General features: G+C 61.4%; 22 protein-coding genes, 1 tRNA gene and 1 pseudogene. 18 read left to right on the top strand and 6 right to left on the bottom strand.

From position 1 onward, the window contains the following. Window positions 1-6: 6 nt before the first annotated feature. From NKI61_RS07260 to NKI61_RS07240, 5 genes are all read left to right on the top strand, one after another. On the top strand, window positions 7-858 hold the full coding sequence (locus NKI61_RS07260) for an alpha/beta fold hydrolase (RefSeq protein WP_023681529.1): 852 nt from the start codon (window positions 7-9) through the stop codon (window positions 856-858). A gap of 127 nt (window positions 859-985) precedes the next feature. Next, window positions 986-1,648 (top strand): outer membrane protein, encoded by a 663-nt coding sequence (locus NKI61_RS07255; protein WP_023681530.1) that lies wholly within the window; start codon window positions 986-988, stop codon window positions 1,646-1,648. 128 nt (window positions 1,649-1,776) lie between these two features. Then, window positions 1,777-1,862, top strand: a tRNA-Leu gene (locus NKI61_RS07250). A gap of 1,097 nt (window positions 1,863-2,959) precedes the next feature. After that, a complete protein-coding gene (locus NKI61_RS07245) occupies window positions 2,960-3,151 on the top strand; it encodes a hypothetical protein (protein ID WP_023667524.1) in 192 nt (63 codons plus the stop codon). A gap of 899 nt (window positions 3,152-4,050) precedes the next feature. Next, window positions 4,051-4,299, top strand: a complete 249-nt coding sequence (locus NKI61_RS07240) for a hypothetical protein (protein WP_023691191.1) — start codon at window positions 4,051-4,053, stop codon at window positions 4,297-4,299. Here NKI61_RS07240 and NKI61_RS07235 read toward each other — a convergent pair. Then, window positions 4,296-5,159, bottom strand: coding sequence for an ATP-dependent DNA ligase (locus NKI61_RS07235; RefSeq protein WP_023667527.1), 864 nt, complete (start codon window positions 5,157-5,159; stop codon window positions 4,296-4,298). The genes NKI61_RS07240 and NKI61_RS07235 overlap by 4 nt on opposite strands. An 86-nt stretch (window positions 5,160-5,245) precedes the next feature. On the opposite strand from NKI61_RS07235, the gene NKI61_RS07230 reads away from it, so the two are divergent. Next, the gene (locus NKI61_RS07230; RefSeq protein WP_023681532.1) at window positions 5,246-5,467 is read left to right on the top strand and encodes a hypothetical protein; all 222 of its coding nucleotides are present in this window, start codon (window positions 5,246-5,248) and stop codon (window positions 5,465-5,467) included. Between the two features lie 724 nt (window positions 5,468-6,191). Next, the gene (locus tag NKI61_RS07225) at window positions 6,192-6,380 is read left to right on the top strand and encodes a hypothetical protein (RefSeq protein WP_023688348.1); all 189 of its coding nucleotides are present in this window, start codon (window positions 6,192-6,194) and stop codon (window positions 6,378-6,380) included. A 375-nt stretch (window positions 6,381-6,755) separates the two neighbouring features. Here NKI61_RS07225 and NKI61_RS07220 read toward each other — a convergent pair whose 3' ends face one another. Next, complete coding sequence (locus tag NKI61_RS07220) at window positions 6,756-7,727, bottom strand: ATP-grasp fold amidoligase family protein (protein ID WP_352839086.1); 972 nt, start codon at window positions 7,725-7,727, stop codon at window positions 6,756-6,758. Between the two features lie 89 nt (window positions 7,728-7,816). Beyond that, window positions 7,817-8,394, bottom strand: a pseudogene (locus NKI61_RS07215) (NUDIX domain-containing protein). Window positions 8,395-8,538: 144 nt separating this feature from the next. Between NKI61_RS07215 and NKI61_RS07210 the strand changes: the two are divergent. From NKI61_RS07210 to NKI61_RS07195, 4 genes are all read left to right on the top strand, one after another. Further along, complete coding sequence (locus tag NKI61_RS07210) at window positions 8,539-9,636, top strand: NADH:flavin oxidoreductase/NADH oxidase (protein WP_352839085.1); 1,098 nt, start codon at window positions 8,539-8,541, stop codon at window positions 9,634-9,636. A gap of 16 nt (window positions 9,637-9,652) precedes the next feature. Then, window positions 9,653-9,928 carry an SH3 domain-containing protein gene (locus NKI61_RS07205; protein WP_023734434.1) on the top strand — a complete coding sequence of 92 codons (276 nt, stop codon included), beginning with the start codon at window positions 9,653-9,655 and terminating at the stop codon, window positions 9,926-9,928. A gap of 176 nt (window positions 9,929-10,104) precedes the next feature. Then, entirely contained in the window at window positions 10,105-10,383 is a 279-nt protein-coding gene (locus NKI61_RS07200) for a DUF982 domain-containing protein (protein ID WP_032891817.1), read from the top strand. A 59-nt stretch (window positions 10,384-10,442) separates the two neighbouring features. Beyond that, window positions 10,443-10,682: a DUF2188 domain-containing protein gene (locus tag NKI61_RS07195; RefSeq protein ID WP_023667535.1), complete on the top strand. Its 240-nt coding sequence runs from the start codon at window positions 10,443-10,445 to the stop codon at window positions 10,680-10,682. Between the two features lie 117 nt (window positions 10,683-10,799). Here the strand turns inward: NKI61_RS07195 and NKI61_RS07190 are convergent, their stop codons facing one another. Then, window positions 10,800-11,072, bottom strand: a complete 273-nt coding sequence (locus NKI61_RS07190; RefSeq protein ID WP_352839084.1) for a hypothetical protein — start codon at window positions 11,070-11,072, stop codon at window positions 10,800-10,802. 4 nt (window positions 11,073-11,076) lie between these two features. After that, a complete protein-coding gene (locus NKI61_RS07185) occupies window positions 11,077-12,138 on the bottom strand; it encodes an alpha/beta fold hydrolase (RefSeq protein ID WP_352839083.1) in 1,062 nt (353 codons plus the stop codon). A 173-nt stretch (window positions 12,139-12,311) separates the two neighbouring features. Between NKI61_RS07185 and NKI61_RS07180 the strand changes: the two genes are divergently transcribed. The 7 genes from NKI61_RS07180 to NKI61_RS07150 all read left to right on the top strand — a co-directional run bounded on the left by NKI61_RS07180 (window position 12,312) and on the right by NKI61_RS07150 (window position 16,677). Further along, window positions 12,312-13,052 carry a competence/damage-inducible protein A gene (locus tag NKI61_RS07180; protein ID WP_023734438.1) on the top strand — a complete coding sequence of 247 codons (741 nt, stop codon included), beginning with the start codon at window positions 12,312-12,314 and terminating at the stop codon, window positions 13,050-13,052. 98 nt (window positions 13,053-13,150) lie between these two features. Continuing rightward, a complete protein-coding gene (locus tag NKI61_RS07175; protein ID WP_023741435.1) occupies window positions 13,151-13,984 on the top strand; it encodes a universal stress protein in 834 nt (277 codons plus the stop codon). An 87-nt stretch (window positions 13,985-14,071) separates the two neighbouring features. Continuing rightward, complete coding sequence (gene gpt, locus NKI61_RS07170) at window positions 14,072-14,572, top strand: xanthine phosphoribosyltransferase (protein WP_023667540.1); 501 nt, start codon at window positions 14,072-14,074, stop codon at window positions 14,570-14,572. A 206-nt stretch (window positions 14,573-14,778) separates the two neighbouring features. Next, window positions 14,779-15,276, top strand: a complete 498-nt coding sequence (locus NKI61_RS07165; RefSeq protein ID WP_023667541.1) for an NUDIX hydrolase — start codon at window positions 14,779-14,781, stop codon at window positions 15,274-15,276. Between the two features lie 185 nt (window positions 15,277-15,461). After that, a complete protein-coding gene (locus NKI61_RS07160) occupies window positions 15,462-15,782 on the top strand; it encodes an ArsR/SmtB family transcription factor (RefSeq protein ID WP_023741436.1) in 321 nt (106 codons plus the stop codon). Next, window positions 15,779-16,243: an SRPBCC family protein gene (locus NKI61_RS07155; RefSeq protein ID WP_023688339.1), complete on the top strand. Its 465-nt coding sequence runs from the start codon at window positions 15,779-15,781 to the stop codon at window positions 16,241-16,243. Before NKI61_RS07160 ends, NKI61_RS07155 begins: the two co-directional genes overlap by 4 nt. Window positions 16,244-16,263: 20 nt before the next feature. Next, window positions 16,264-16,677, top strand: a complete 414-nt coding sequence (locus NKI61_RS07150; RefSeq protein WP_023741437.1) for a GFA family protein — start codon at window positions 16,264-16,266, stop codon at window positions 16,675-16,677. Window positions 16,678-16,720: 43 nt separating this feature from the next. Here the strand turns inward: NKI61_RS07150 and NKI61_RS07145 are convergent, their stop codons facing one another. Then, the gene (locus NKI61_RS07145; RefSeq protein WP_352811361.1) at window positions 16,721-18,526 is read right to left on the bottom strand and encodes an ABC transporter ATP-binding protein; all 1,806 of its coding nucleotides are present in this window, start codon (window positions 18,524-18,526) and stop codon (window positions 16,721-16,723) included. Between the last annotated feature and the right edge of the window lie 32 nt (window positions 18,527-18,558).

Raw genomic sequence — 18,558 nt, 5'->3', positions numbered from 1 at the left:
GAAGTCATGATCCGGTTCCTGAAAGCATTCGCCTTCGTCACCCTGTTCCTGATCTCGTCCGGCTTTGCATCCGCCGAGGAGCGTTGGCAGACCTTGCCGGAGCCGGCGGCGATGCCCAAACCGGATCAGAGCGGATATGCGCCGGTCAACGGCATTCAGATGTACTATGCCGTTTTCGGCGCCGGTGATCCGATTCTCCTGATCCATGGGGGCCTTGGCCATGGCGACATCTGGGCAAGCCAGGTGGCGACGATGTCCAAGACGCACATGGTGATCATTGCCGACAGCCGCGGCCATGGCCGTTCTACCCGCACCGAGCAAGCTTACGGCTATGACCTCATGGCGTCGGACTATCTTGCGCTGCTCGACTATCTCAAGATCGACAAGACCGCTCTTGTCGGCTGGAGCGACGGCGGCATTATCGGCATCGACATCGCGCTGCATCATCCGGAGCGGCTGACACGGCTCTTTGCGCAGGCCGCCAACGTCACCACCGATGGCGTCGATCCGGGTGTGCTGACCAACAAGACCTTTGCCGCCTACATCGACCGCTCGGGCCGCGACTACAAGAAACTGGCGAAGACTCCCGACCAGTACGGTGCCTTCGTGGCGCAGATCAGCCACATGTGGGAGTCGGAGCCGGCCTGGACCAAGGAACAGCTCGGCAAGATAACCACGCCGACCGCGATCGTTGCCGGCGACCATGACGAGGCGATCAAGCGCGAACACACCGAATACATGGCCTCCGTCATTCCGGGCGCCAAGCTCATCATCCTGCCCAACGCCAGTCATTTCGCCATGCTGCAGGCGCCGGACGAATATAGCCAGGCGGCGCTGGACTTCATCGACGCCAAATAGCGCCCCCAGCTGAGCACCCAGCGCAGCAACGGGTACATTCCGATTGTTGAACAATGGGTTCCGTTTTGCGGCGAATAGGATTACCTTCCGGCAAGACGCCTTCTGAACCGCCTTTTCGGAGAACTCGATGCGCTGTCTGACCATTGCCAGTGCCGGATTTCTGATTGCTCTGGCCGGGCCGGCATTCGCCGCCGACCCGATGGCGGTGCCGATGACCGAACCAGGCTTCGACTGGACCGGCTACTATGCCGGCCTGCAGGCCGGCTACGGCTGGGGCCAGTCCGACATATCAGTGACGGAAGGCGCGCCGTTTTCCATCGCGCCCGACATTGACGGCGGTTTCGTCGGGGGCCATGTCGCCGGCCTGTGGCAGTTCGACCAGGCAGTGCTCGGCGCCGAGGCGGAGCTCAATTATTCCGCCGTCGACGGTACGGCCGTATCAGGCCTTGGAAGCACATTCCGCACGGACATCAAGTGGTTCGGATCTGTCGACGCCAAAGCGGGCTTCGCCATGGACCGCGTGCTGGTCTACGGCGTCGGCGGCGTCGCCTTTGCCGGCATCGAAACTTCGCAAGTCGCGGGCGCGTCGTTCGCCGGCACACGCACGAATGTCGGCTGGACCTTGGGCGCCGGCGTCGACTATGCGCTGACCGACAAATTCATCGTCGGCGCGCAATATCGCTATTATGATTTCGGCTCCGAGCACTATGACGTAGCGGAACCCTTCAACGATCGCGATCAGGATGTGAAGCTGAACGCGGTCGGTATCAATCTCAGCTACAAATTCTGAGCCTTCTCGGCGACTGAGATTTTGGCAACAACCAACTGTTTTGCCATCACGAACCACCTTTCATGAGTCCGACACTCGGCAAAAGATGGCTTGACGGGTTTTCGCTGGCGTCTGAAAAGGGCTGGCCTGCGGACGTGGCGGAATTGGTAGACGCAAGGGACTTAAAATCCCTCGATCTCTGATCGTACGGGTTCGATTCCCGTCGTCCGCACCAAATTGAAATGCTTAGGATTGGTTCTGTAAGAACTCACTGGCTACCATAGAAAAGGCTGACGCGGGTAGCCGTAGAGCCGGGATACAAAGCCGGGAACTGCCATGCTGGAGTTTTGGTGTTCGGTATTGGCTGCCGTAAGAACAGTGACGGGGCTGACGGCGCAACTGCGCTTGAGCCAAATCCCGAACCTGTAGCCCCTTCGGTCGTAAGCTCGGCAGTTGGGGATCTACTGCATCCGAAAAACGACGGTATCCGTGTCGCTGGATTTGCATCGAATGCCGACCAAAACGCCGAGTTCATAGTCATCGACGTGCCACGGTCGGAACGTCGACCACATCGAAGCGATCAAAAGCAATATTACAAGCGTGCTGGTAGCTCTTCATACCTATGGAGCATGTCGACATCGAGGATGCCTTCCGAAGTACCGGAACTTACAATGAAGGCCGACATGAGAAATACCCGTCGTCCGGCCTTGACGGTCATTATGAGATCAGGATGTGGCCGCAGAACGGGAGCCGGCTGGGGCCGCAGCGGCCTCAACCCGGTGGGCATGCCCCGTCGCGATTTTAAGAAGAGTTGCAGCCGTTTCCTGTGGCGTCCAACCTTGCGCTTCTGACGCAGTCACCAAGGCCGCAAACGCGGCTTCTAATGCGACTTCACAGTTCACCTCACGGTCTGGGCTATCCTCTGGCAATATCGGGGGTTCGACGGATTGGGACATCGTGACTTCTTTCAAAGGGGAAAAACCCGCCGCCCCAGCCTTTTGCCACTCAAACATTTCAGCAAAGGATCATTCCAGCTATCAGCAGCGTGATTAGAACTGACAACGGCACGGCCAGAAGACCGACCAACTCAACATTTCTTGTGTTTTGTCGCTTGTCCATCTTCGTCGCCCGCATGTCGTTGGCTTTGGCATCTTGCCGTCAACGTGCAGCTGTTGGAACCAACCACAAGTGCCGCTGATCGGAGATTCAGTCGGTGCTGCATATTAGCAACACATTGTGGAACGATCGGGCGGCATCAGCCAATTGCTTTTGAATGCCCTTGCACTTGCTTCGTACGATTCCGTACAGTTTCCCCCATTGGGGGAGCTGCCGATGGACCATGACGAGGAAGGCTACAGCATTGACGCCTTCGATTTCGATGTGGTGTGCGAGACCTTCAGGAGATCCGTTCGGGAGCTGAACCTGGCTGAAGAGCATTGGGTAGACCACGCGAAGGCGCTCCTACGGGAATTCACCGACAGCGCACCTGACGACGACATGATTAGCCGGATCGTCGGGCGCTAGTGGCCTATACAGCCCTAGTTGGTTAGAATCGTACCCCGGTCCTGCCACGGAAACCTTTTCCAAGGTTTGCCGCGTCATAGAGGCATCACAGAAGCTCTCGGAACAGATTGCCCAGCGCGGAGGCCTATTAACGAAAAAGCTCGCCACCTTGAGGCAACGGGCATCGCCAATGCCCTCAGAGAGCCCTGCCTGGACGTGTGGCGTCCTGTCCGGCCCTCGCCATTGATTTCGTCGGCAAGCTTGTCTTTGGCCTCGTGATAGGTCTTGAAGTTGGCATCGGGATCGCAATCGCCGGCTGCCAAGGATGCCGGGCCGCTGGCCGACCTATCAGTCAGGCGTCCGAAGCCAGAGCGTTATAAAGCAGCAAACACGCCAGGATAGAAACGGCGCTGCCTAGCAGCTGGTCTGCCGTCAGGCCGGAAAAATAGACAAGATGAAACGTCACCATCGCTCTACCAATCACGGTTCGGAACACTGCCGAATTAACCGTTAGCCGACGCTAATGTTCCGCTCTGGACTCACTACCGCTTTGGAAGAATCCTGCCGCAGCGATCAGCGCCCCGCCCGACCTTGATCTCAACGTCGGTGCCACAAGGCTTTCCTTCGTTCGCATGGTTCGCAGAGATTAGCACGATCGCATACTCTCATCTCATCCGGCGTCGTCTCCCTCACAAAGCAGCGCCGGTAAGGCTCGGCGACCTTCTTGTTTGTCCCGTGTGCCAAAGGAGGTCGCCGGGCCTGCCGTTGCTCATCTTTGCTGGTGGTTGCTCCTGATGGCTGCGCTTGACGCCGTCGCCCTACTGCTACCTGCGGGGTAAGGCCGGCGAGCCCTCTTGTCAGGCAGTCCGGCATGTAGGATTATAGTCCTCGTTGCGGCGACCCCTCAATGGAGAGCGCCAATGGCCAGAACCAAACCTTCGGAACAACTTTCCCGGGCTGAAATCGAGCGCTTCCTGGCGGCAGCCGAAGCGCTGCACAAGAGCATCGTCGGGCCGCTCCTGGCGTACCACGGCGAGCACTACCAAGCTCTACGTAAGGTCCATGGACCCCTGTTGAAGTCGATCGAGACCATCACCGGCCAGAAGGCGAAGTTCATCCAGTGGAACGGGACAGGACCGGCACAGCCCCGGGACAAGCCTCCGGGCTAAGTCTCCTCCCGGAAATCCAGCAGCTTGGCATGGCGAAGCTTCTCCTCGCCCTTTAGGAACCGCACGCGGCCGACCAGGCCCGGCTTTAGCCATTCGGCCTTGTCACTCTTGAGCCCTTTCGGCGCCGGCCCGCCAATCTTGCCTTGCACGCGGTCCCATAGGCGCTGGCGCTTGTCCGCCTTGAAGGTGACGAAGGCGCCGCCGGCATAGTGGCCTTTGTCGGCCATCAGCACCATGGCAGGCTTGCCGGCCTCGCGCTGCACGCCGATGATGTCCATCTCCTTTTCGGCATAGCACTTGATCTTGCGCCAGTTCGTCGTCGGACCCGACCGATACTTGCTGCCCTTCCGCTTTGAAACGATACCTTCAAGCCCAGCCTGGTCGACCAGATGAAAGACGGCGTCGCCAGTGCCCGGCATCGCTTCGCTGAACTGGATTCGGCCGCCGTCCGGGATCAACGCCCGGAGGATCTCGCGACGGTCTTCCACCGGCGTGTTCCGCAAGTCATGCCCGTTCAGATGCAAGAGGTCGAATGCTAGCAGATACAGATCGCGCGACGGCTTGCGGCTGGTCGCGGCTGATTGATGCGCATGGAAGTCGGATAGGCCAGCCTCATTGATCGTAATGGTCTCGCCGTCGATGATGAAGTCTTTCGCCTCGATCGCTTCCGCCTCACCGGCAAGTTGGATGTAGCGGCCCGTCCAATCATAACCGTTCTTGGTGATCAGCCGAATCCCGTCATCATCCTTGATGACCTGGGTGCGGTAGCCATCGAATTTGATCTCATGAATCCAATCATCGCCCATCGGCGGCGTGTCGACCAGTTCGGGTTCCATAGGCTTGATGAATTTCAGACGCATGCACTGACTCGCAGAACCACGACTTCAATTAGCTATCGCTAAATTAGTTCCGGAACATTTTAGACGAATTGGATGTTTGAAGGGCTATGAAGATCGAAGCCGACCAATGCCGGGCAGCGCTGACGCTCATCCGGCGCACAATGGAAGAGCACTGTCCTCCTGGCGTGCTGCCGAGCGAAGAGATGGTCAATGGGCTCTATGGTCCGGAACTGATCCATGAGGCGGAAGCCATTGCCGCCGGCATCGTCGCAACCATTGACCAGCTGCAATTGCCCGTGATGAAACCGCCGTCCCCTAGTATCAAATAGAGACCGACACAGGGAAGGTCGCTTGGCCGCGCGATCGTGGGCTCGCAACGACCGGCGAGGCGATGCCGGCCTCACCAAGGGTTACAGCCCCTCGACCAGCAGCGAAGGCGGCTCGCGGCAGTGCAACGCCCGAAGTGTTTCGAGACGACGATGTCCACCGAGCGTAGCCAGCGCGCGTCGTGCTGCACAAGGACCGAGGCAGCGGCACGGCCGCCCGGGTTACTCCAAAGGCGGCTCTTCGCTCTGTGGAGCCAAAACGGTGATATCCATCCTGGCGATTGTCGATGCGGCGCGCCCCTGGGCGCCAGAATCCGTGTCGCCACTTTCTGCCGCCATTGCCTTGGCGCGATGTCCTACGCTGTCTGCGCTTTTGCCTGGCGCAAATCCTTCGCCCGGTTCTGTCTTTGCGGGTTTCGGTCGAGTTTCAGCTGCCTGCCGATGTTGGTTTCCAATCGCCGAGACCATTGATACCTCCCCTTGATGAGGCCGCGACTGTACCTGTCAAGGCTGTAGCGAGGCTGATCACTTAAGTGGTCGGGTTGCGCCCGCTCGTAGTGGCCCTCCGATTACTGGGCTCTCGATGCCTTGGCGCTCGCGGACGTCTGGTCGGGTGGGAAGTTCAAACTCAGCCGCCCTTTGCGGCACCGGCTTCGCCCGACAACTAGGAACGATTTCGGCCGCCATGTGTTACGCAATCATGAATCTCGCGGATCCTGGATCAACAATGGCAACCGATCTTTTCACGATGCAACTCGCTGATGCTCAGCAGCGCATCAAACAGACCGAGTTCGCGCTGGTACTCAGCGAGAAAATGGTGGCTGAGAACCTCGCTTTATCCAGCAGGATACGATCGGCGAGGCGGCGTGTCCTGAAGGCCGGAAGGCCTCTGGCGACAGTCGACTCAACAAGCTGAAAGAGTTCTTCAAATGATCTCGACCCAGTCCGGACGTGGGAGAGCTTGCCGGTAACCTTAGCGGTAATCGGCCGAGTCGCAGCAGGAAGCGCGCTGAAAACTTGCTCGATGAAGACTGCGGCGTCGCTATGAATCTCGCCTTGTGTTGCCGAATCCGATCTGCGCAAAGGCGCGTGGTCGAGACCAGGCAGCGGCTCACGAAGATTGATCCCAGCAGGGCAAATTGACCGCTACGGCTCAGTTGAGGCAGCACTTCGAAATCACGGCTATTGACCTGCTGAGCTATCAGTTTCCCTCGATCTCTAATCGTATGGGTTCTCCGCACCACCCTTCGCTCTTCGAGCTTCGGGTGGCACGCCACCCAAGGCAGCCATCTCAAACGTCGAGATAGCCGGCGGCGACGAGCATCGCCTTGTATCGTTGGGCAAATCGGCTGGGCAAACGACTGAGGTAACCTGACGCGCCAATATCCCAATGCGCGCCCAGTTCGCGGTCGAAGGCAGCCGGGTCGAATTGCAGCAAGCCGCTGCGTGGGTAGACCGTGAATTCTCCGAAGATCGGCTCCCCCTCCTCCTCGTAGAAATCGACACGCACCATGTCGAACTCGCTGCCGAGCGCCTCGGCTGCCTCGATCATCCGCGCCAGGCTCTTGGGAGGGGGAATTTCCAGGCTCGAGTCGATCGCGCCCTGGACGATGTTCAGCCGGCGCCAATCGCGATCCAGGTGGGCGGTATTCTTGACCGTGGAACGGAAGGCGACGACGACAATGTAGGCGACGTGGCCAGCCAGCACACAGAATTTGTAGTCGACCGGGTCATAGCCCTGGTCCTTGCCCACAAGTGCTTCGACGAAAACCCGCCGCTCTATGTGCGCATAGCTGCGCTCCAGCTTGCGGGCGCCATAGGTTTGGCCAAGGTATCCCGTCATCTCGGCAATGATCGACTCCCGGTCGGCGTTGGCCGGATCGCGAACGATGACATTCATGGCGCAACCGTGGTTGCATTTGACGGCGTAGGGGATTTTCAGGTCATCGAAGGGGATCTGGCGCGGATCGTCGCCCTGCCACAGCACCTCCGGGATGGCGAGCCCGGGAAGCCGCTCCCTGACGATTTCCTTGGACTTGAGCTTGTCGAGAAGGCCGGTAAAGCGAGGATCGTCATCGAAGATCTTGCGCCAGTGGATCTTTTCCGTGAACGTCACCGGGGCTGCAAAATTCGGCAGATGCCGCATCCGCTCAAGGAAACGCTGGGTCAACCGGCCGTAGCGGACAAGCAGCGCGGCGTTCAGCAACAGGAGAGATGCCCGCGCGCTGTTTCGCTTCAGCCATGCCTTTGCGCCACGCGCCATTCCGGTGTCCTTGCAACCTGCGCAACTTCATCCGCGAAGTGGACGTGCCACCCTGCCCGCAGCAGTGAGGCACGTCGAGCTTCGCCGAGCTAGCCCTTCATCGGGTACAGTTTCAAATGCTGGATCAGGATGATCGTCTTGGCATCGATGATGCGGCCGTCTGAAATGCCGGCCAGCGCTTCATCAAGAGGCATTTCCAGAACCTCGATGTCCTCGCCCTCGTCGGCCGCGCCGCCGCCGGCCGAGATGCGGTCGGCGGGTGAATAGCGCGCCACAAAGAACCACAGCCGTTCGGTGACGCTGCCTGGGCTCATATAGGGGGAAACAGCCGCTCGATGTTCTGTAAGCGATAGCCGAGCTCTTCCTCGGCCTCCTTGAGGATGGCGGTTTCGGGATCGTTTTTGTCGAGCAGGCCGGCGCAGGCCTCGATCAGCGGTTCGCGGTGGCCGGTGACGTAGGCGGGGTAGCGGAACTGCCGCACCAGAAGCACCGTCTGACGCTCGGGATCGAAAGGCAGGATCACCGCGCCGTCGCCACGATCGTAGGTCTGGCGAATCTGCGTCTCCCACTGCCCGTCTCGCCGACGGTAATCGAGGACGGTCTTCTTCAGAACCGCCCAGTCGTCGGACAGGACTTCCTCCGAGCGGATGCGGATACGATCTTCCATGATGAGCTCCAAGCTGTCGGCGCCATGGCGTAACCGCGAACGGTTTTGCGCGCAACCGAAACGGCGAAGCTTTCACCGCCTCGTGTCTGGTGCCGGCAACTGCCATCGCCTAAATAGCTGCAGTCCCTCTCCGGAGTTTTTTTGATGACCGCAGCGCTTTTCCAGCCGATCGCCCTCGATGGCCTGACCTTTCCGAATCGTATCGCGGTGGCGCCGATGTGCCAGTATTCCGCCGAAGACGGCTCGGCCAGCGACTGGCATCTCTATCACTGGATGAACCTGGCGATGTCGGGCGCCGGCATGGTCACCGTCGAGATGACCGACGTCGAACGGCGCGGCCGCATCACCCATGGCTGCCTCGGCCTCTATTCCGACGACAACGAGGCGGCCGCCCGGCGCACGCTAGATGCAGCAAGGCGCGTCGCCGCGCCGGAAACGAAATTCGGCATTCAGCTTGCCCATGCCGGCCGCAAGGCCTCCAACCGAAAGCCCTGGGAAGGCGGCGGCCCATTGCAGCCGGGCGAGGATCCCTGGCAGACCGTCTCGGCCTCGGCCATCGCCTATGACACCGGCTGGAATGTGCCGCATGCGGTGGAGGAGGATGAAATCCTGCAGCTTATCGAGCGCTTCACTCAAGCCGCGAGGCGGGCCGAGCGCGCCGGCTTCGACTTCCTCGAGTTGCACGCCGCGCACGGCTATCTGATCTTTCAGTTCCTGTCGCCGCTTTCCAACCAGCGCACCGACCGCTGGGGCGGCTCGCTGGAAAACCGCATGCGTTTCCTCATCGAGATCGCCAAATCGGTGAGGAAGGCGGTTCCAAACCTGATGCTTGGCGCCCGCCTGTCGGTAAAGGACTGGGTCGATGGCGGTTTCGAGGTCGCGGACGCGATCGAGGTGGCCAAAGCCTTGAAGGCGCTTGATGTTGCCTATCTCTGCTGTTCGAGCGGCGGCAATTCGCCGTTGCAGAAGCTGCCGACCGGCCCCGGCTATCAGGTGCATCTGGCCGAAGCGGTGCGCAAGGGCGCCGGCATCCCGACACGGGCTGTCGGCCTGATCGACGATCCCGCGCAGGCAGAGGCGATCGTCGCCGACGGCCGCGCCGACATGGTCGCGCTGGCCCGCGCCTTCCTCGCCGATCCGCGCTGGGGCTGGCGCGCCGCCGCCACCTTCAGCGAAAAAATCCATCCCGCGCCACAGCTCGCCCGCTCGGTGACCACGATGCAGCACTGGACGAAGGGCTGAACAGGCTGCGCCGACGGTGGTCGCGCTGTCGTTCGCCGCGTCGTCTCCGGTCGGCGCGCAATATTGCGAAGGCACGGTGCACGGCCTGTCCAGGCACTACGATCTCGATACCGGCAGCGGGTTTCTCGCTGTGCGCGCACGGCCGAACTTGTCGTCGCGCATGATCGGGCAATTGTTCAATGGCGACCACACCGAGATTTTCGACCGCCGCGGCAACTGGTACCAGGTCGAAATCGGCGGACGGACCGGCTGGGCCAACGCCCGCTGGCTGCGCAACGACTGCGGTTACTGAGACCAACGATTGCGGTTGCTGAGACGCCAATGCATGTCGCCCAAAAGTGGGACCCGGTTTTGGGACAACGACATGCATTAAACAGAAATCAAAAGCGCGTCGCAAACGCGACGCGACTTTTGGGCGCAGGCTGACGGCCATTTTTGCAACCATATTGGCTGCTTTGCGTTGCGGCCATCATGGATAACAAACCTTTTGAAACCCCGGTCGTGGTCGAACTCGGCCATGTCGGCAAATATCGCCAGATCCGCAGCACCCAGGAAGCGGCGGAGTGTCTGATGACGGTGTGGCCGCTCAATCGCGGCCCGCGCCATCGTGATGCTCTCGACACTTGCCTCAAAGTGCTGGAAGGTTATCGTTCGACGGCCGATGCACGCAGGGCCTTGATCGAAGCGGCCAAGGAATCGGAAGTGCTGGTTCCCGAAGACCGGCTGCCAGACGCCAAGTTGCATTGAAGCCCAAATTGCAATGAAAAACGGGCCGCATTGAGCGGACGGACGAACCGGAGGATTTCATGGCGAAGCTGACTTACAAGATCGTCGAGCATGACGGGGGCTGGGCCTACAAGGTCGGTTCGACATTCTCGGAGACATTCCCGACCCACCAGGATGCGCTGCGCGCCGCCGAGATCGCCTCGGCCGAACAGCAGATCGCCGGCGCCACGGACGGCATCCAGTATGAGGATGCCGAAGGCAAGTGGCACGACGAACTGGCCGACGGCCGCGACCGGCCGCAGACCGAAGTTTCCGACTGATCCTTGCCCCTCAGCTTTCGCTGCCGGCCGTGGATGCTCGCCTAAGCAATTCCCTTGGGAATTGCGTCAAAACAAACAGGCGGGACATCCTGCCGGTCAGTCGAAGCCGCGGCTTGGTCAGTTGCCGCAATATTGATCGTTCACGTTGGGCCTCACATTTCCGTAGGGTCCTGACGGGTCGGAGGCGCACGGCCCCGTAGCGCCGCCATAGCCTTTGCTGCCGTCGGCATTGATGCTGCCGGTGGTGCTCTGGTCGACGGTCGATGACTGCTCGTTCCCGAACGGCCACCAGCTGTGATCGTTGGAATACCTGCCGTCCGATGACTGCGCCATCGCCGATGTGGCAAGACCGATCGTCAGGACGGATGCTGCAAAAACTTTCCTGTACATTGAATTACTCCGTATCTGCCGCCTTGGGTGCGACACGGGGTAAACCGGATATCAGCCGAATGGTTCGGTGAAATTGTTGTGAGGCTGTGGTGAGGTCTTGGCCGGCGAATGCCCGCTCGGCAATGCGCTTGATGAAGGCGATGACGCGGTCCGGCGCGACGAATTGCGGCATGTGGCCGAGGCCTTCGACCGTCTCGAAATCGAGCCCTTCGATCCTGTCCTTCATCGGCTCCCCATGTATGCGCATGGCGATGACGCGATCGGCTGTCCCGAAGAAAATCCCGGCCGGCATGGCGATCTCTCCATAGCGCTCTTCGATGCGGCCAAGATCCTGTTCGACCGCCACGAAATCGGTGGAGGTCGCATGGAAATGGACAGGCCGCAGCCCGAGCCATCCGCCGCCATTGACCATATAGTCGGCGGGAACGGCCTGCGGCGAGAAGATGAACTCCAGTGTCTGCCGCGCATATCTGAGGCTTGTTGGTATCGCGACGGTGTAGGCCATGATCCAGCGCCAAAGCCGCGAACGGATATAGAGCAGGCCCGCTTTCTCGCGGACGCCGGCTTCCAGATGCGTCAGCGGCGCCAGCAAGGCGATGCCGGAAATCGCGCCGGGATGCTCCAAGGCCAGGGTCAGCGCGACGGCGCCGCCCAGGGAATGCCCGACCACAAGCGGCCTTTCCAGCGCGAGCGTTTCGATGAAGCGCCTTATGATCTCGGCCTGCTCAGGCAAGCGGCCGGTGGCTCCTTTGGCCCGCACCGAATAGCCCGATCCCGGCCGGTCGAGCGCGATTAGCCGGCAACCGGGGCCGAAGCGGTTGAACAGCGTGTGCTGGAACTGATGAAGCTGGGCGCCAAGTCCGTGCACGAACAGGATCGGCCGTCCCTCGCCCGTTTCGGCATAATGGATGCGGCTGCCGCCGATCTCGACGAAGTTTCCGCTGGCCGGCACCAGCCTTTCGGCCTTGGCGGCAATCCAGAGCGTTGCCGCGACCAGGCAGGCTACGATGACGAGAGCCAGCACGGACAGGCCGGCAACAAGCCACAGCAGAATCGATACCAGCATGTTTCACCCGGGAGCGGACCGGCGCGCACCATCACCCACTGACGAACGCTCGGCAAGGCAGATGGCGGCTTGTGTCGGCATTGCCGCCAGTTCGATGTCGCGCTATCTCAGGCGACCTTCTTTCTGCCTCAGGCGACCTTGTCTGCCAACGGGCCTGTTTGCCGGAGCCTTCCATGCCTGAAATCGTCACTGCCGCCATGCTTGTCATCGGCGACGAGATTCTGTCCGGCCGCACCAAGGATAAAAATATCGGCCACCTCGCCGACATCATGACGGCCATCGGCATCGACCTGAAGGAAGTGCGGATCGTTCCCGACGAGGAGGACGAGATTGTCGCTGCGGTGAATGCCGTGCGCGCCCGCTACACCTATGTCTTCACCACCGGCGGCATTGGCCCAACGCATGACGACATCACCGCCGATTCGATTTCCAAGGCTTTTGGGGTGCCGTGCGAATACGACGCCAAGGCCTATGCCATGCTGGGCGAGAGCTATGCCGCGCGCGGCATCGAATATACCGAGGCCCGCAAGCGCATGTCGCGCATGCCGCGCGGCGCCGACCATATCGACAATCCGGTCTCCGTCGCGCCCGGCTTTCGCATCGGCAACGTCCATGTCATGGCCGGCGTGCCGGCGATTTTCCAGGCCATGCTCGACAATGTCGTGCCGACGCTGAAGGCCGGCACCAAGATGCTGTCGGCCACCGTCCATTGCCCGTTCGGCGAAGGCCTGATCGGCGGTCCCCTGGGCGACATCCAGAAGGCGCATCCCGACACCGTCATCGGCTCCTATCCGAAATATGGCGACGGCAAGTTCTGGACGGAGCTGGTGGTCCGCGCCCGCGGCCAGGAGGCGCTGGATTCGGCACGCAAGGACGTCGAGGCGATGGTGGCCGGCTTCACCGCCGCCAAGTGACCCTGGGTTCGCGGACCATCGCCGGGCCGGAACCAAGCACCGCACTCCCACGTTTTCCCTCGGGCGCAGCACGCGCTGGCAGATTTGAGGGATTTCGCATGCGCTTCAAGACCATCGTCGCCATATTGCAGAACGAACAGGACGCCGAACGCGTGCTCGACTGCGCCATCCCGCTTGCCGACCGGTTCGAGAGCCATCTCATCGGCATCCATGCCGAAGCGCTGCCCGTTCCCTACACCTCGGCAACCGGCTTCCCCGACACCGAGTTCCTGCAGGTCTCCGCCGACATGAACCGCGAGCGCGCCGAGAAATTGCAGGCGCTTTTCGTTCGGCGGATCGAGAATTCCGGCCTTTCCTTCGAATGGCGCAGCCTCGAGAGCTTTTCCGGCGACAGCGCGCTGACGGGTATTTCCAGCGTGCGCGCCGCCGATCTGATTATTGCCGCGCAGCGCGAGACCGGGGGCGACACGAGCGCCGATGTCGACACGCTGGTTTACGATGCCGGCCGGCCAGTGCTGGTGGTGCCGCATGAGGGGCCGTTGGTCACCACATTCAAACATGTGCTGCTGGCCTGGAACGGCAGCAAGGAGGCGGCGCGTGCCGCCTTCGACGCGCTGCCCTTCATCATCGAGGCCGAAAAGACCGACATTCTTGTCATCGATCCGCCGGATACGCTGGATGACAACCCGGAAGCCGCCGGCGCCGAGATCGCCGCGGCACTCTCCAGGCATGGCGCAACGGTCAGCGTGTCGGTGCAGAAATCGGGTAATGCTTCGGTCGATGACGTCATCCAGACCCGGATCGCCGAGACCGGAGCCGACCTTCTGGTGCTCGGCGCCTACAGCCATTCCTGGCTGCGTCAGCTTTTGTTCGGCGGCGTCACGCGCACCGTGTTGCGCAGCGTGCCGGTTGCGGCCTTTTTGTCGCGGTAACTCCACAGACTGGCCCCGCCCTTGCCAATGCCCTGACTTTCCAGTTAATTCCGCGCGCATTCCACAATGTTGCGCGCGGAGTGCAGAATGTCCCTTCCCGAAAAAGCCTTTCCGGTCTCCTGGGACCAGTTCCACCGCGATGCCCGGGCGCTCGCCTGGCGGCTTGCCGGCGCCAACAAGGGTCAGTGGAAGGCCATCGTCTGCATCACCCGTGGGGGCCTGGTTCCCGCTGCCATCATCTCACGCGAACTCGGCATACGCGTCATCGAGACGGTCTGCGTCGCCTCCTATCACGACTACACCAGCCAGGGGCAATTGCAGGTGCTGAAGGAGATCACGCCGGCGCTGCTCGCCGATGATGGCGCGGGCGTGCTGATCATCGACGACCTCACAGACACCGGCAAGACGGCAGGCATCGTGCGCGCCATGATGCCCAAGGCGCATTTCGCCACCGTCTACGCCAAGCCGAAAGGCCGGCCGCTGGTCGACACCTTCATCACCGAAGTCAGCCAGGACACCTGGATCTACTTTCCCTGGGACATGGGTTTCACCTACCAGAAGCCGATCGCCGACGATCACGCCGGCTGATTCGCGCCAGCCCCATTTCTGCCCAGACGGCCAAACCCGCCCCGTCTGCTATGAAAACAGACACTGGAAGGCACATTATTCTGTCGAATCGACGCCTGTTGGCGGATTGGACGGTTGGTGTGATGTTTTTTACTTTTAAGACTTACACTTGTCGGTAAGATTCATACGGCGGCTAACGATTCTGAGGGCTGGGGTAGCTTTCACTGATGCTGACGACACCGGCGACACACGACCATCTGGCTGAAAGGGTCCGCAAGCTCTTCGGCACTTCGCCTTGTCGCCTGCAGGTTGCCGCTTTGCCATGGCGCAATAACGAAGACGGCGTCGAGATCATGCTGATCACCAGCCGAGACACCGGGCGTTGGGTGCTGCCGAAGGGCTGGCCCGAGGCCAGGGAGCCGCTCTGCGAGGCAGCGGCGCGCGAGGCGGGCGAGGAAGCCGGATTGCGTGGCAAGATTTCGCTTTTCGAGGCCGGTCGTTACTTCTACGCCAAGGCCCTCGCGTCCGGCGAGGAAGTCCCTTGCGAAGTGCTGGTGTTTCCGCTGCAGGTCGAGCACGTTGCCGACCGCTGGAAGGAAAAGCGCGCGCGCACCCGCAAATGGGTCAATGGGGCCGAGGCCGTACGCATGGTCAACGAGCCGGACCTCTGCCAGATCATCGCCCATTTCTGCGCCGATCCCGACAAGTTCGTCGTTAGAGCGTAGCTCACAGCCACCGCTGCATAGTCCTGCGCGCCCGCACCGGTTCTTGCCCCGATTCCGGGCTCGGTGCTTCGCTCCGCGCGCCAGCAATCCGACACTATAAATCCCTCCCCTTCAGGCCAAGCTTAGCCATAGCTTGACATGCAGGCGTTTACCTGCATATTGTGTCTTCAAGATGAGTGAGACCAATGGACGCCGACAAGGTTTTCAAAGCGCTGGGCGACCCGACCCGCAGAATGCTGCTGGATCTTCTGTGTGAGAAGAACGGCCAGACGCTCGGCGAGCTTTGCCAAAACCTCGACATGGCAAGGCAATCCGCGACCCAGCACATCGATCTTCTGGAGGCGGCCAATCTGATCAGCACGGTCAAGCGTGGCCGCGAGAAGCTGCATTTCATCAACCCCGTGCCGCTGCACGAAGTCTACGAGCGGTGGGTGCGAAAATTCGAACGGCAGCGGCTGAGCCTGCTGCACGACCTGAAACAAGAACTCGAAGGAGACGACCAATGACCCGGGAAACCACCAGTTTTGTCTACGTGACCTACATCAGATCGACGCCACAAAAGGTGTTCGAAGCCATCACCAGGCCCGATATCGCCAAGCGCTACTGGGGCCACGAAAACGTCTCCGACTGGAAGCCCGGCTCGAAATGGGAACACATCCGCGCCAATGACGAACGGACCGTCGAACTCGTTGGCAAGGTCGTCGAAATCTCGCCGCCAACTCGGCTGGTCATGAGCTGGGCCAACGCCTCGCAGGCCGACGATCCGACCAAGCACAGCCAGGTGACGTTCGCCATCGAGGAATACGACACCATGGTCAAGCTGACCGTCAGCCATGACGAGCTCGAAGCCGGCAGCGGCATGGCCAAGGGCATCAGCCAGGGTTGGCCGGCCGTGCTGTCCAGCATGAAATCCTTCCTCGAAACCGGCACAGGCATCGACCTGTTCGCCAAGCCGAAATCGGCCTGAAGCAACCGCGGAGAACGATGATGACCAAGCACTTTACCGGCGGCTGCGCCTGCGGCGCGATCCGCTATGAGGCCCGCGGCGAGCCGATCTTTCAGAACCACTGCCAATGCCTCGATTGCCAAAAGCGCAGCGGTACTGGCCATTGTTCCTATGTGACCTTCGGCCGGCGCGCTGACGTAAAGATCACCGGCGAGCCGAGCACATGGCGGATGATCGCCGACAGCGGCAATGAAAAAGCCCAGGCCTTTTGCCCGACCTGCGGCACGCCGGTCTACGTAACGTTCGTCGCCATCCCGGAGGTGACGGCTATCCAGGCCACGAGCCTCGATGATCCCGGCCAGTTCGACCCGCAGGCGGTCACCTACACCGTGCGCGGCCACGCCTGGGACACGATCGACCCAGCGCTTCAGCCATTCGAGCGAATGCCTGGATGAACCAGGCAGAGCCCTATCCCTCGGATAGGGCTCTGCGTTCAGCTCAGATCACCAGGCCCTTGGTCAGTTCCAGCGCCTGCCGCTCGAACAGGCGGCGGTAGATGCCGCCCTTCAGCCGGATCAGCTCGTCATGCGAGCCTTCCTCGACGATCTTGCCACGGTCGAACACGAGCAGCCTGTCCAGCGCCCGCACCGTCGACAGACGGTGCGCGATGACCAGCGTCGTGCGGCCAACCATCAGCCGCTCCATCGCCTGCTGGATCAGCACTTCCGATTCCGAATCGAGGCTCGATGTCGCCTCGTCCAGGATCAGGATGCGCGCATCCGCCAGGAAGGCGCGTGCGATCGCCACCCGCTGGCGCTCGCCGCCCGACAGTTTCACGCCGCGTTCACCGACCAGCGTGCCGTAGCCCTTCGGCAGGCCGGTGATGAAGTCGTGCGCGCTGGCGAGCTTGGCGGCATGCTCGATCTCGGCCTGCGTGGCGTCCGGACGGGCATAGGCGATGTTTTCCGCCAGCGAGCGGTGGAACAGGATGGGCTCCTGCTGGACGATGGCAATCTGCGCGCGCAGCGACGCCTGTGCAACCTGGGAGATGTCTTGGCCATCGATCAGGATCCTGCCGCCGCTGACATCATAGAGACGCTGGATCAGCTTCACGAAGGTCGTCTTGCCCGAGCCGGAATGGCCGACCAGTCCGACCCGCTCGCCCGCCGCTATCTCCACCGAAAAGTCGCGGTAGAGCGGCAAGCGATGGCTACCATAGTGGAAGGTGACGTTATCGAAGGCGATGTGGCCATGCGTGATCCGGATCGGCTTGGCGCCGGGCCGGTCCTCGACGCCGAGCGGTTGCGACTGGAAATCGACCAGTTCCTCCATGTCGTTGACCGAACGCTGCAAATTGCGGATATGCGTGCCGATGTCCCTGAGGTAGCCCTGCAGCACGAAGAACGAGGTCAGCACGAAGGCGACATCGCCCGCACTTGCCTGGCCCCAGGCCCACAGCATCAGCGACAGGCCGATTACTGCCGTCCGCAGCACCAGCAGCATGGCGCCTTGCGTCGTGCCGTTGATGGTGCCGCGCGCCCAGGTGCGGCTGGTCCGCGCGCGCCATTTGGCGACGACCTTGGCAAGCCGCGTTTCCTCGCGCGTCTCGGCGCCGAAACCCTTGACCACGGCATTGCAGCTCACGGCATCGGCAAGCGAGCCGCCAAGCCGCGTATCCCAGCTGTTGGCGAGCCGTGCCGCGGGCGCGACATAGCCGAGCGACAGCAGCGCCGTCACGGTGATGAACAGCAGCGAGCCGACTGCCACGACCAGCCCCATCAGCGGCCAGAACCAGCCGAGCAGCAACGTCGAGCCGACCAGCATGGCGACCGACGGCAGCAACGCAATCAGGATGGTGTCGTTGAGCACGTCGAGAGCCCACATGCCGCGCGTAACCTTGCGCACCGTCGATCCGGCAAAGCTATTGGCGTGCCAGTCGGTTGAGAAGCGCTGCACGCGATAGAACGCGTCGGCGGCGATGTCGGCCATTATCTTCAGCGTCAGCTCGACAATGCCCATGAAGGCGAGGTTGCGCAGCACCACGCCGGTCAGCGCCAAAGCGATGAGCGCGAAGAACGCCGCCATTGCCGCGTTCCACGCGACATCGTCAGCCAACGCACTGCTGGCGACGGCGTCGACCAGCCGGCCGGAATAGAGCGGCGTCAAGACGTCGGCCAGGGTCGACAGCAGGAAGCTGCCCATGATCAGCGAAAGCCGCCACGGCTGGCGCCGCCAGTGGCTGAGCGTGAAGCCAAGAACGCTGCGAAAGGCGCTTGCACGCAGATCGATTCGGAAACGAGCCATGTTGTCATCCGGGCGCAAATCTGCCCGGTCCC

The sequence above is a fragment of the Mesorhizobium sp. M0514 genome, assembly GCF_040321145.1.
Taxonomy (GTDB): domain Bacteria; phylum Pseudomonadota; class Alphaproteobacteria; order Rhizobiales; family Rhizobiaceae; genus Mesorhizobium.
This window is presented reverse-complemented; position numbering and strand designations above follow the sequence as displayed.